Raw genomic sequence first — 12,732 nt, 5'->3', positions numbered from 1 at the left:
GAAACTAAAATTAAAAAAATAGTTTCCTGTTAATTTGTAATAATTTTACATCAAATTATTGATTTGGTAAGATTTATATGCTAAATTCTAAATTTGCTATAAGTTTAATGTCTTTGCCTAAAGCAGCACCCGAAGCGTGGTTGAAAGAACTGTAATCTAAACCAAAGTCTTCACGTTTGATATTTCCTTTGATTTCAAAAGCTACTTTCTTTTCTCCGTTATAAATATTTTCCCCTAGAAATTCAGCATCCAATTCAACTACTCTTGTAATATCTTTTATAGTTAAATCTCCTTTGAAAAAATTGATGTTCTGATTTACTTTTTGAAACGATGTCGATTTGAAACTGATAATTGGATGCTCATCTTCTTCAAAAAAATCCTGAAGCTGTAAATAAGCATCTATAGATTGGAAACTTTCATTTTTATTATTGATATCTAATGAGAATTCTACAGAAGCATCTTCAATCTCATTATCTTCAATATTTACATACCCATCAAATTTATTTGAGTCTCCTCCCAAATAAGCAGTTCTTGATCGTCTCATTTTCAATAAAACATCTGATTGGCTAGAATCTAAGGTCCATTTTGTTTTCATAAATAGCTGATTTAATTGATTTTAAGAATCATTAAAACTCTTCATGGAAACTTTTACAGTGTTCTTAGTTTCCATTTTATCGCTGCAAATATAGACAGGAAACTCTGAATACCAAAAAAGTTTCCAAGTTTTTTATAAAAAATTTTAACATCTTAGAAATGAGACGGATTAAAAGCCTGTTTAAAGTGATTCATACGCTTTTAACATTTCATCCTTAGAAATTCATATTTGAATTGTATCTTTGAGCCGCGAAATCAGAATTTATTATGCACGATATAAGTCAGTACCAAGATTTTTTCATCAATTATCTACAGAGTCAAAACATACATAAAGAACCCAAAAATCTTTACGAACCTATTGAATACATTTTAGGACTTGGAGGAAAACGCATCCGTCCAGTTTTAACTTTAATGGCTGCAGAGGTTTTTGATACTGATTATTCAATTGCACTTCCGGCTGCAATGGCGGTTGAAGTTTTTCATAACTTTTCGCTTGTTCATGATGATATTATGGACGATGCTCCATTAAGAAGAGGACAAATTACTGTGCACGAAAAATGGGATTTAAACACTGGAATCCTTTCTGGAGACGCCATGCTTATTTTGGCTTATCAATATTTTGAACAATACGAGCCAGTTGTTTTTAGAAACCTTGCCAAATTATTCAGTAAAACAGCGCTTGAAGTTTGCGAAGGACAGCAATGGGATGTAGATTTTGAGACTCGTAAAGATGTTACGATTCCTCAATATCTTAAAATGATTGAATATAAAACAGCTGTTTTGGTTGCTGCAGCCATGAAAATGGGCGCAATTGTGGCTAAAACTTCTGAAAAAGAAGCAGATCTAATTTATGATTTCGGATTAAATTTAGGATTAGCTTTCCAACTTCAAGATGATTATTTGGACGCTTTTGGAGATCCTGAAACTTTCGGAAAACAAGTTGGTGGCGATATTATAGAAAACAAAAAAACCTATTTATATCTAAAGGCTTTAGAGTTTTCTACTGAGGATAAAGCTTCTGAATTAGAAAAATTATTCACGTTACAATTAGAAGATAATTCAGAAAAAATAGAAACGGCAAAAACTATTTTTAACGAATCTGGAGCATCACGCGCCACGCAAGAAGCTATTGAAATGTACACTTTAAAAGCCTTTGAAACCTTAGAAAAAATGGATATTAATTCTGAAAAAAAGGATATTCTAAGAACATTTGGCGAGAATTTAATGGGCCGTAAAGTTTAGTATTCAGGAAAAAATCTACAATCATAAATCAGCAATCTAAAATCTAAAATCACATGTTTGTAGCACCAGTAAATACCGAATCATTATTAGCGCAAGCGCAAGCAGAGACTTTATACCTTAGTCTTATTGAACAGCTTAATAAAGATTTTAATTTGGCCAATGAAGGAATCGATTTTCCGTTAAGCATTTCGCCAGATGAATTAAAAATTCAGCTTCACGAAAAAGTCTACAGAATGATTCAGTACAAATTTGCTGAATATTTAAATCTACTCTACATCATTGACGTTCCCGAAAATGAAATCAAACAACTAGATGGTTCGGATTTAGTTATTTTAGCTGAACAAGTTGCTTTCTTGATTTTAAAAAGAGAATGGCAGAAGGTGTGGTTCCGTAACTATTATAAATAAGGTTCTGAGGCGCTGAGATGCTAAGGTTTTTTATCATTGGAGCGAACGACATTATGTAATTTATCTAATTCACTCCAAAGTCCAAAATACTGGGTATCTATTTTACTTCCAATAATTTGGAAACGACCGCATTTAAAGCAAATCTTTGCTATTCCGATTGTCTTTTTTTTCTTTTTAAAAATAAAAATATCGCGATATTCAGGGATACAAGCATATTCATTAGTCTGAATAGAATCTTTTTCACTGAATACGTCTTGAATTTGTCTTTGTTGCTTACTTGATAAATTCGATTTTTTATAATCATATTTCAACAACAGATTCTCAAAATCTTTTTCGACAGTATTTGGATAATACCAATAAAAAAAGCTTGAGAATTCTTTTTTCTTTTCTATCTGTATATCATTATCCTTGGATAAATGTTCGAAATCACTTTTGAAATCAATATAATAATGATTGATTTCATCAGAATCAAAAAAAGGTCGTAATTCTTTTTTTATCACCTTTTCTCCATTGATATCCGGTTTCTTGGAATTACAACCTAAAAGTATAATTACCGTAATTATAAAAATAAATTTCTTCAAATTTCTGTATTTAAAGCTTACAATCTTAGCATCTCTCTCCTGACAGATATCGGGATAGCAACTTTAAAAATACACCCTCACAAAAGGCATAAATCCAGAACCGTAAAGGCTTTTATTAGGATTATATAAAACGTCATAACGTGCACCGATAGTGACACTTCCTGTTCTATAACCTGCTCCTAAATATAAAGCTGTATTCCAATAACTATCTGAATATGGACGATAATAATTACCATAAATATCATATCCTCCTTCATATTGACTATCGACCCTTACTTGTTCTAATTCAGCTGACAACTGGATTTCTGGAATTGGATTTACTAAACCAATAAAACTTCCTCCCCAAACAAACGATTCGTAATAATCTCTTTGATATAAATAACCAAATTGCAATCCAACACCGACTGCAACAATTTCGTTAACATTATAAATGGCGCTCGGCATAACCGAGATATTGGTGTAACCAGATCCGAAACCCAATCCGAGTCCTCCACCAAATTGAACTTTGTCCCAAAAATGATTACTGTTGTCAATGACATATTTTTGTTGTCCAATACTATAACTTGAAAACAAGACCGCCAAAATCACAAAAAAATATCTGAAATCGATTGAAGATTGAATTTTATTCATAGTTAACGTTTATTTTAACAAATTTTTACGTAAAAGTACGTAAAAAAAAGATTTAAATAAATGCGATTGTTGTACTTTTGCCTTTCTATATAACAAAAAAGTATATTCACTCATATTATGGATAGGTTTTCATTTTTAAACGCAGCGCATACTGAGTTTTTTGCACAATTATACGATCAATATTTAGTTAACCCAGACAGCGTAGAGCCTAGCTGGAGAAGTTTCTTTCAAGGTTTTGACTTTGGACAAACGACTTATAATGACGAAAACCCTGTGCAAACGATCGTTGAGTACGTGACTAGCGATAACACAGATTACAGTCAGATTTCTGAAAAACTAAAGAAAGAATTTAACGTTCTTAAATTAATTGACGGATACCGTACGCGCGGGCATTTATTCACGAAAACAAATCCTGTTCGTGACCGTAGAACTTCATCTCCAACTTTGGATATCGAGAACTTCGGATTATCTACAGCAGACCTTTCAACTGTTTTTGATGCGGCTCAAACAATCGGAATGGCGCCATCTTCTTTGCAAGATATCGTAAATCGTCTAAAAGCTATTTACTGCCAGCATATCGGTATTGAGTACATGTACATTAGAAATCCTAATGTAGTAAAATGGATTCAGGACAAATTAGCTGTAAATACAAATCAGCCTAACTTCTCTTCTGACGAAAAGAAAACAATCTTAAATAAATTAAACGAAGCTGTTTCTTTTGAGAATTTCCTTCATACTAAATATGTTGGACAAAAACGTTTCTCATTAGAAGGTGGAGAATCTATCATCCCAGCTCTTGACGCTTTGATCGAGCAAGCTGCTGAAAAAGGTGTTGAACAATTCGTAATGGGAATGGCTCACCGTGGTCGTTTGAACGTTTTGGCAAACATCTTCGGAAAATCTACTCAAGATATCTTTGGTGAGTTTGACGGAAAAGATTACGATCAAGAATATTTTGACGGTGACGTAAAATACCACTTAGGTCTTACTGCTGACAGAAAAACAAGATCTGGAAAAAGCATCAACATCAACTTAGCACCAAACCCTTCTCACTTAGAGACTGTTGGAGCTGTTATTGAAGGTATTACAAGAGCAAAACAAGAAAGACATTTCCCAGAAAATATTTCAAAAGTATTGCCAATCGCTGTTCACGGTGATGCGGCTATCGCTGGTCAAGGTATTTTGTATGAAATCATTCAAATGTCTTTATTGGACGGATACAAAACTGGTGGTACAATTCATATCGTGATCAACAACCAAGTTGGTTTTACAACAAACTACTTAGACGCTCGTTCTTCTACTTACTGTACAGACGTTGCCAAAGTAACACTTTCTCCAGTATTGCACGTTAACGCTGACGATGCTGAAGCTGTTGTTCACGCTGTATCTTTTGCATTAGATTACAGAATGCAGTTTGGACGTGACGTATTTATCGATTTATTAGGATATAGAAAATACGGACACAACGAAGGTGATGAGCCACGTTTTACTCAGCCTGTTTTATATAAAATCATTGCTAAACATAAAAACCCAAGAGACATCTACGCAGAGAAATTACTTTCTGATGGCGTAATTGATGCTTCTTACGTGAATGCTTTAGAAAAACAATACAAATCTCAATTGGAGGAGAACTTAGAAGCTTCTCGTAAAAAAGATTTGACTATCATTACTCCATTCATGAAAAACGAGTGGGAAGGTTTTGTTCAGGTTACAGACACGCAAATGCTTCAAAAAGTTGATACTTCTTATCCAAAAGAAAAATTAACTCAGATTGCAAATGCTATTTCTAATTTACCTGAAGACAAAAAATTCATCAGTAAAATTCAAAAATTAATCAACGACAGAAAAACAATGTTCTTTGAAACTAATCTTTTAGATTGGGGAATGGCAGAACATTTAGCATACGGATCTTTATTACAAGAAGGTTTTGATGTTCGTATTTCTGGACAAGACGTAGAAAGAGGAACTTTCTCTCACCGTCACGCTGTAGTTAAAGTTGAAGATTCTGAAGAAGAAGTAATCTTAATCAATAGCCTTGAAGACAAAAAAGGAAACTTTAATGTTTACAACTCTCACTTATCTGAGTATGGAGTTTTAGGTTTTGATTACGGATATGCATTAGCAAGTCCAAAAGCTTTAACAATCTGGGAAGCACAATTTGGAGATTTCTCTAACGGAGCTCAAATTATGATTGACCAATACATTTCTTGTGGTGAAGATAAATGGAACAACCAAAACGGTATCGTTCTTTTATTGCCTCACGGATACGAAGGACAAGGTGCTGAGCACTCTTCTGCAAGAATGGAGCGTTACTTACAGCTTTGTGCAAGACATAATATGTATGTTGCAGATTGTACAACTCCTGCTAACTTCTTCCACTTATTAAGAAGACAATTGAAAACGAATTTCCGTAAACCATTGGTTGTATTTACTCCAAAAAGTTTACTTCGTGACCCAAGATGTGTATCTCCAGTAGAAGATTTAGTAAACGGAAGTTTCCAAGAAACAATTGATGATACTACAGTAAACAAAAAAGATGTTAAAACATTAGTTTTCGTTACTGGTAAATTCTACTATGATATTACTGCAGAAAGAGAAAACAACGGAAGAAAAGACGTTGCAGTTGTTCGTATTGAGCAATTATTCCCTTTCCCAGTTGAGCAAATCAAAGAAATCATTGCAAAATATCCAAATGCTGATGATTATGTTTGGGCACAAGAAGAACCTAAAAACATGGGAGCTTACAGCTTTATGTTAATGAACTTTGATCTTGTAAAATGGAGATTGGCTTCATTAAAAGCATACTCTGCTCCTGCATCTGGAAGTTATACGCGTGCTAAACGCCGTCACGCAGATGCAATTAGAATGGTATTCGATAAAAACTTATTTAGATAATTAAAAAATAATTGTTTCAAGTTTCATGTTTCGGTTTCAAGTGCAACAACTTGAAACTTGAAACTTGAAACCATAAAAACCTTAAACAAAAACAAGATGATTTTAGAAATGAAAGTCCCATCACCAGGGGAATCAATAAAAGAAGTTGAAATTGCAACTTGGTTAGTAAAAGACGGAGATTATGTAGAGAAAGATCAGGCTATTGCTGAAGTTGATTCAGATAAAGCTACTCTTGAATTGCCTGCTGAAATGAGCGGTGTAATTACACTAAAAGCTGAAGAAGGTGATACAGTTGCAGTAGGTGCTGTAGTTTGTTTAATTGATACAGATGCTGCTAAACCAGCAGGAAGTGCTCCAGCGGCACCAGCGGCAGAAGCTCCAAAAGCTGAGGCTCCTAAGGCAGAAGTAAAAGCAGAAGCTCCAAAAGCTGAGCCAGTTCAAGCTCCAGCTGCTACAAGTTATGCAGCAGGAACTCCATCTCCAGCAGCAAGAAAAATATTAGACGAAAAAAATATTGCTCCAGCTTCTGTATCAGGAACTGGTAAAGGCGGAAGAATTACTAAAGATGATGCTGTAAACGCAGTACCTTCAATGGGAACTCCAACTGGTGGAAGCCGTGGAACTGAGCGTACAAAATTATCAATGTTGCGTCGTAAAGTAGCAGAAAGATTAGTTTCAGCTAAAAATGAAACTGCTATGCTTACTACTTTCAACGAAGTAAACATGACGCCAATCAACCAAATTCGTAATGAATACAAAGATGCTTTCAAAGCTAAACATGGTGGTTTAGGTTTAGGTTTCATGTCATTCTTTACAAAAGCAGTTACAAGAGCTTTACAATTATACCCAGATGTTAACTCAATGATGGATGGTGACTACAAAATCGCTTACGATTTTGCTGATATCTCAATCGCAGTTTCTGGACCAAAAGGATTAATGGTTCCTGTTGTTCGTAACGCTGAACTTTTAACTTTCCGTGGAATTGAAGCTGAAATCAAAAGATTGGCTTTAAGAGCTCGTGATGGTCAAATTACAGTTGACGATATGACTGGAGGAACTTTCACAATCACTAACGGTGGTGTTTTCGGAAGTATGTTATCTACTCCAATCATCAACCCTCCTCAATCAGGAATCTTAGGAATGCACAACATCATTGAGCGTCCGATTGCTGTAAACGGAAAAGTTGAAATTCACCCAATGATGTATGTAGCTCTTTCTTATGATCACAGAATTATCGACGGACGTGAGTCTGTTGGTTTCTTAGTTGCTGTAAAAGAAGCTTTAGAAAACCCATTAGAATTATTAATGAATGGCGACGCTAAACGTGCTTTAGAGTTGTAATTTTTAAGTAATTTTCGACAATACAAAAGCCTGTTCTTTCATTAGAACAGGCTTTTTTTTGCTTAAAATTAGCTTAAGATTAGCTTAAGATGTTAATTTTTTGCATTAATGAAAATTTTAACCTTTAAAAAATAATTTATTTAGAATAAATAAAAACAACTTGCCTGATTGCTCTCCAGCAGTTAAATTTGCACTATCAAAATTAATTCTAAATAAAAATGAAATTAAAATTTACGATTTCGCTATTAACTTTATGCTTTGTTCTACTTACGGGAACATCTGTTTTGGCACAGGAGAAAGCGACAATAAAAGGTCAGATTAGTTCGGATAGTGGAACAGCAGATAACATTTCTGTTGCTTTAAAAGGAACAAAAATCGGAACAAACACAGATACTAAAGGGAATTATGAAATAAAGAACCTTAAACCGGGAACTTATATTATTAGAGTTTCGGCAGTTGGATTTACATCTAAAGAAAAAAGTATCACTCTTAACAGCGGAGACGAATTAATTGAAAATTTCAGTATTAACTCAAACTCTGAGCAGTTAAACGAAATTGTAATTAACGGAAACGGCAGAAAAAATCCTCTGGCACGCAAAGAAACACAGCAAGTATCAAGATTACCGCTTAAAAATCTTGAAAACCCACAAGTATATACTACCATTACAAGCGAGCTTTTAAAAGAGCAAGTCGTTACAAACCTTGATGATGCGCTTAAAAATGCTCCAGGATTAAATCCGTTATGGGCTTCTACAGGTCGTGGAGGCGATGGAGCAGGATATTTCTCTTTACGAGGATTTGCTGTACAGCCAACTATGATTAACGGTTTGCCAGGTTTAACAAACGGAAGTTTAGATCCTGCAAACATCGATAAAATTGAAGTAATAAAAGGACCTTCTGGAACTTTATTTGGAAGCAGCCTTATTTCTTATGGTGGTTTAATCAATATGACTACCAAAAAACCTTATGACCGTTTTGGCGGAGAAGTGACTTATACGGCAGGAAGCTACGGATTAAACCGTGTTACTGCTGATGTAAATACTCCATTAGACGAAGAACACAAAATTAACTTCCGTCTTAACACTGCTTACCACAGCGAAAACAGCTTTCAAGATGCTGGATACAGAAAATCTTTCTTCTTTGCTCCTTCATTGTCTTATGAAGTAAATGACAGACTTTCATTTTTCATCAATACTGAATTCATGAAAAACGAAGCGACTAACCCAACGATGCTTTTCTTAGATAGAGCTGCTCCATTAAGAGTTCACAATATTGACGAATTAGGTTATGATAACAAACGTTCATATACAAGTAACGAACTTGCAATTCAGACACCTTCTTATAGTCTTCAAGGACAAATGAACTATAAAATTTCTGATCAATGGACTTCTCAGACAGTAATTTCTAGAGGTTCATCAAAATCAGAAGGATATTATACTTATTTATATGAAGGAACAAAATCAATTCCTCAAATCACCGAAGGAATTGTTTTAGGACGTTCTATGAACTATCAAAACTCTACAACTTTAACTACAGATATCCAACAAAACTTCATTGGAGATTTCAGAATCGGAAGTTTAAGAAATCGTATTGTTGCCGGTTTAGATTACTTCAACAGAGGACAAATCGATAATGGATCTGGATATGTAAGAAATGGAAATGTATATATCGGAAACATGGATTTAGCAACTGTTAACCAATATGTATTTGGTATTACAGATCCAAAAAAATATGTTACAGATGGAGATAATGGTAATTTAACAAAAGCCGGTTCAGACAAACTTTTGGCCGAAGCTGCTGCAAATAACAACAAAACTAAACAAGAAGTTTTTAGCGCTTATGTTTCTGATGTTATTAATATTACTCCTTCATTATCTGCAATGGGAAGTTTACGTGTAGATCGTTTTATGACAGCTGGAGACGTAACTACCAGTGATGATGATTATAACCAAACTGCCTTTTCTCCAAAATTTGGTTTAGTTTACCAGCCAATTATTGATAAGGTTTCGATTTTTGCAAACTACATGGATGGTTTTGCCAACTCTGCTCCAACAAGCGATATTTTACCTGACGGAAGTTCTAGTCCAAGAACTTTCAAACCAGAGCATGCTAACCAATTTGAAATTGGAACTAAATTAAATGTTCTTAAAGATAAAGTTTACGCAACTTTTAGCTACTATGACATTCAGGTAAAAGATCAGGTATATACCGTATACGGAACTAGTGGTTCTGTTAACACTCAGACATCTTACCAAAACGGTGCTCAAAGAAACAAAGGTTTTGAAGCAGAAATCGTGGCAAGTCCAGTTCCTGGTTTAAACATTGTAGCAGGCTATAGCTATGTAGATGCAATCTTAAACGCAGGAGATCCTGATTTCGTAGGACACAGACCAGAAAGCTCTGGACCAAGAAACTCAGCAAACTTCTGGGCAAGCTATAAATTCTTAGAAGGAGATTTACAAGGATTTGGTTTAGGTTTTGGAGGAAACTATGCTGACAAAAACCTAATCATGAACAGAACAATTACAGGTCAGTTTACTATACCTTCTTACACTGTTTTAAATTCATCAATTTTCTACGGAACAGAAAAATATACATTGACACTTAAACTAGACAACATAGCAAATGTTGACACTTACGATGGATGGTCAACTATTCATCCAAGAAACATGAGAAGCGTTGCTGCTAGTTTCGCTTATAGATTCTAATAAAACAACAAAAACACCTTCCTTAATCGGAAGGTGTTTTTTAAATTCTAATTGATTATGATTACAATTGCCAGTCTTATCGTTTTCTTAGCTTTTTATACACTGTATTATACTTCGAAAAGAGCAGTGTTGTCGTATGATTTGGGGTTTGAAAAATGGATGCAGAAAAATCCAAAACAAACTAAAATCATCGGATTAATGCTTTTGCTTTCTGCTTACGCAATGTGGCTTTTCACACAATCTTTAGGCTGTGGCACCTTGATGTTTTTCATTCAGCTGATGACTGTGGGAAGCTTAATCATTATCCTAACTCCTTTAAAAAAAATAAATAGCAAACTACTTTTGGCTTTGCTGCTTTTTGTTGCTGTAACTGAAATTTATTACAACTAAAATCCAATTTAAATTATAATATGCCAGCAAATCCAAAATATCTAAATCCTTCTTTTTGGCCTCGTTTTTCCAAAATTACTGCTGCAATTTTAGGCGGATACTTTGTTTCTGTTACTTTTCATCTGGCTTTAGCGGCTTGGTTTAGCCGAAAAGATATCTTAATCACAATGGCTTTCAGCGGTTTTATTCTTTGGGTAGCCTTAATGATTATTGCTTTTTTAGCCAAAAGCGGCTGGAAAATTTGGGGAATTTACATTCTGCTGTCTCTACTTTTTTGTCTTTTCATTTATCTAGGTCAAACCTATAATACGGCACAATAATATTTATGAATAACCGTCATTACAATATCTATTTTCACACGCATACTGTCAGCGGAATCGTTATCAGTGTAGTTCTTTTTGTAATTTTCTTCGCTGGATCTTTTTCTTTTTTTAGAGATGAAATCATCAATTGGGAAAGAAATGAATCTACAGCAATCACAAGAGAAATTCAATTAGATTACAATAATGCACTGCAGCATCTTGACAAAAAATATGTATTGCATGGAAGAAATCTTACCATTTCTAAACCGTCTGTAGAAAATAGAGTTGCCGTTTACATGGAAGGAACCAAAGACACCTTGGCTCCAAAAAAACAGCAAGCTGGAGAGTTTTTTTATTTGGACAATAAAAATTACAAGAGCTACACTTATGAAGAATCTTATTCATTAGGTGAACTTTTATACCGTCTTCACTTTCTCGCACAAATTCCATATCCTGCAGGATATTATTTGGCAGGATTTACAGCTTTGTTCTTTTTATTCGCCATCATAACGGGAGTTCTCCTGCACTGGAATAAAATCGTTTCTAACTTTTACATGTTTCGTCCGAAAGAAAAATTAAAAACACTTTGGACAGATGCGCATACAGCATTAGGAATGATTGGTTTGCCATTTCAATTTGTATACGCGGTTACAGGAGCATTTTTTATGATTAAGCTTTTAATTGTAGCTCCAGCTGTAATGGCTTTATATAAGGGAGATCAAGATAAATTATACAAAGAACTGGAATATACTGATCCAGATTATAAGTTTGAAAATAAAAAACTGGCAAATCCATTTAACATTAACGAACTGGTTGCAAAAACCAAAAAGAACTGGGCCGATTTTGAAATTACCCGTGTTTTTATCCAAAATTACGGCGATGCTAATATGCATGTTTTGGTTGAGGGTGAACTTTTAAGCCACAAAAAATTTACCGGAATTGGAAAAGTAGTTTACAGAGTTGCTGATGGAAAAGAAATTGCCAAAAAAGACCCAATTGCACAAACGAGTTATTTAGATGTCGTAAAAAATGTTTTATACAGAATACATTTTGGCGATTATGGCGGATATGCTTTAAAAATTGTAAGCTTCATTTTAGGAATTATAACTTGTTTTGTCATTATTTCTGGAGTTATGATTTGGCTTGTTGCCCGACAAAAAAACAATATGCCAGAAAAGAAAAGACGCTTCAACGCTGCTGTTGTTCGTATTTACTTAGCGATTTGTTTAAGCATGTATCCAATTACAGCTTTGGCTTTTATAGGAAGTAAAATTTTCTACCCTTTAAGTCAGTCCAATCTGTATGCGCTTTATTTTGGAGGCTGGCTAATTCTTACCGTCTTCTTTATCATTAAAAAGGATGATGCTTTCACCAACAAGTTCTGCCTGATTTCAGGAAGTATTTTAGGATTCCTGATTCCAGTTGCAAACGGAATCGTTTCTGGAAATTGGTTTTGGAATTCTTTTATGCAAAACAAATTTCAAATTTTCTTTATAGATGTTTTCTGGATTTTCTTGGCATCAATTTCATTATACGTTGCCTATCATTTAAAACCTAAAAAAGCGGTTGCTTAATTAAGTTTTTTTTCAAAGAACATTTAATCTCGCAAAGTCGCGAAGTCGCAAAGAAGTATTCAAAATAA

The 12,732-nt window shown here is 34.2% G+C and carries 11 protein-coding genes; 8 read left to right on the top strand and 3 right to left on the bottom strand.

Translation table 11 applies throughout. The annotated features are described in order from the left end of the window. Positions 1 to 73 precede the first annotated feature (73 nt). The gene (locus PQ463_RS19125; RefSeq protein WP_111378932.1) at positions 74 to 595 is read right to left on the bottom strand and encodes a YceI family protein; all 522 of its coding nucleotides are present in this window, start codon (positions 593 to 595) and stop codon (positions 74 to 76) included. Positions 596 to 861: 266 nt separating this feature from the next. On the opposite strand from PQ463_RS19125, the gene PQ463_RS19120 reads away from it, so the two are divergent. Further along, a complete protein-coding gene (locus PQ463_RS19120; protein ID WP_274255034.1) occupies positions 862 to 1,836 on the top strand; it encodes a polyprenyl synthetase family protein in 975 nt (324 codons plus the stop codon). A gap of 53 nt (positions 1,837 to 1,889) precedes the next feature. Then, positions 1,890 to 2,243 (top strand): hypothetical protein, encoded by a 354-nt coding sequence (locus PQ463_RS19115; protein ID WP_111378930.1) that lies wholly within the window; start codon positions 1,890 to 1,892, stop codon positions 2,241 to 2,243. Positions 2,244 to 2,263: 20 nt separating this feature from the next. On the opposite strand, the gene PQ463_RS19110 is transcribed toward PQ463_RS19115, so the two are convergent. Beyond that, on the bottom strand, positions 2,264 to 2,824 hold the full coding sequence (locus PQ463_RS19110; RefSeq protein WP_274255033.1) for a hypothetical protein: 561 nt from the start codon (positions 2,822 to 2,824) through the stop codon (positions 2,264 to 2,266). A gap of 63 nt (positions 2,825 to 2,887) precedes the next feature. Further along, positions 2,888 to 3,454, bottom strand: coding sequence for a hypothetical protein (locus PQ463_RS19105; RefSeq protein ID WP_274255032.1), 567 nt, complete (start codon positions 3,452 to 3,454; stop codon positions 2,888 to 2,890). A 117-nt stretch (positions 3,455 to 3,571) separates the two neighbouring features. Here PQ463_RS19105 and PQ463_RS19100 point away from each other — a divergent pair, with 117 nt between their 5' ends. The 6 genes from PQ463_RS19100 to PQ463_RS19075 all read left to right on the top strand — a co-directional run bounded on the left by PQ463_RS19100 (position 3,572) and on the right by PQ463_RS19075 (position 12,664). Then, a complete protein-coding gene (locus PQ463_RS19100; protein ID WP_274255031.1) occupies positions 3,572 to 6,349 on the top strand; it encodes a 2-oxoglutarate dehydrogenase E1 component in 2,778 nt (925 codons plus the stop codon). Between the two features lie 96 nt (positions 6,350 to 6,445). Continuing rightward, positions 6,446 to 7,690 (top strand): 2-oxoglutarate dehydrogenase complex dihydrolipoyllysine-residue succinyltransferase, encoded by a 1,245-nt coding sequence (odhB, locus tag PQ463_RS19095; RefSeq protein ID WP_274255030.1) that lies wholly within the window; start codon positions 6,446 to 6,448, stop codon positions 7,688 to 7,690. Between the two features lie 218 nt (positions 7,691 to 7,908). Next, positions 7,909 to 10,398 carry a TonB-dependent receptor gene (locus tag PQ463_RS19090; protein ID WP_274255029.1) on the top strand — a complete coding sequence of 830 codons (2,490 nt, stop codon included), beginning with the start codon at positions 7,909 to 7,911 and terminating at the stop codon, positions 10,396 to 10,398. 57 nt (positions 10,399 to 10,455) lie between these two features. After that, positions 10,456 to 10,788, top strand: coding sequence for a hypothetical protein (locus tag PQ463_RS19085; RefSeq protein WP_274255028.1), 333 nt, complete (start codon positions 10,456 to 10,458; stop codon positions 10,786 to 10,788). A gap of 20 nt (positions 10,789 to 10,808) precedes the next feature. Beyond that, a complete protein-coding gene (locus PQ463_RS19080) occupies positions 10,809 to 11,108 on the top strand; it encodes a hypothetical protein (RefSeq protein ID WP_111378923.1) in 300 nt (99 codons plus the stop codon). Positions 11,109 to 11,113: 5 nt separating this feature from the next. Then, positions 11,114 to 12,664, top strand: a complete 1,551-nt coding sequence (locus tag PQ463_RS19075; RefSeq protein WP_274255027.1) for a PepSY-associated TM helix domain-containing protein — start codon at positions 11,114 to 11,116, stop codon at positions 12,662 to 12,664. The last annotated feature ends 68 nt before the right edge of the window (positions 12,665 to 12,732 follow it).

The organism is Flavobacterium sp. KACC 22763 (genome assembly GCF_028736155.1).
Classification (GTDB): Bacteria; Bacteroidota; Bacteroidia; order Flavobacteriales; family Flavobacteriaceae; genus Flavobacterium.
This window is presented reverse-complemented; position numbering and strand designations above follow the sequence as displayed.

What these genes read in the sequence shown, in the direction of transcription:
- PQ463_RS19100 (WP_274255031.1), top strand. Translation starts at nt 3,572, where the DNA reads ATGGATAGGTTTTCATTTTTAAACGCAGCGCATACTGAGTTTTTTGCA.
- PQ463_RS19090 (WP_274255029.1), top strand. Translation starts at nt 7,909, where the DNA reads ATGAAATTAAAATTTACGATTTCGCTATTAACTTTATGCTTTGTTCTA.
- PQ463_RS19075 (WP_274255027.1), top strand. Translation starts at nt 11,114, where the DNA reads ATGAATAACCGTCATTACAATATCTATTTTCACACGCATACTGTCAGC.
- odhB (WP_274255030.1), top strand. Translation starts at nt 6,446, where the DNA reads ATGATTTTAGAAATGAAAGTCCCATCACCAGGGGAATCAATAAAAGAA.
- PQ463_RS19105 (WP_274255032.1), bottom strand. Translation starts at nt 3,454, where the DNA reads ATGAATAAAATTCAATCTTCAATCGATTTCAGATATTTTTTTGTGATT.
- PQ463_RS19085 (WP_274255028.1), top strand. Translation starts at nt 10,456, where the DNA reads ATGATTACAATTGCCAGTCTTATCGTTTTCTTAGCTTTTTATACACTG.
- PQ463_RS19115 (WP_111378930.1), top strand. Translation starts at nt 1,890, where the DNA reads ATGTTTGTAGCACCAGTAAATACCGAATCATTATTAGCGCAAGCGCAA.
- PQ463_RS19080 (WP_111378923.1), top strand. Translation starts at nt 10,809, where the DNA reads ATGCCAGCAAATCCAAAATATCTAAATCCTTCTTTTTGGCCTCGTTTT.
- PQ463_RS19125 (WP_111378932.1), bottom strand. Translation starts at nt 595, where the DNA reads ATGAAAACAAAATGGACCTTAGATTCTAGCCAATCAGATGTTTTATTG.
- PQ463_RS19120 (WP_274255034.1), top strand. Translation starts at nt 862, where the DNA reads ATGCACGATATAAGTCAGTACCAAGATTTTTTCATCAATTATCTACAG.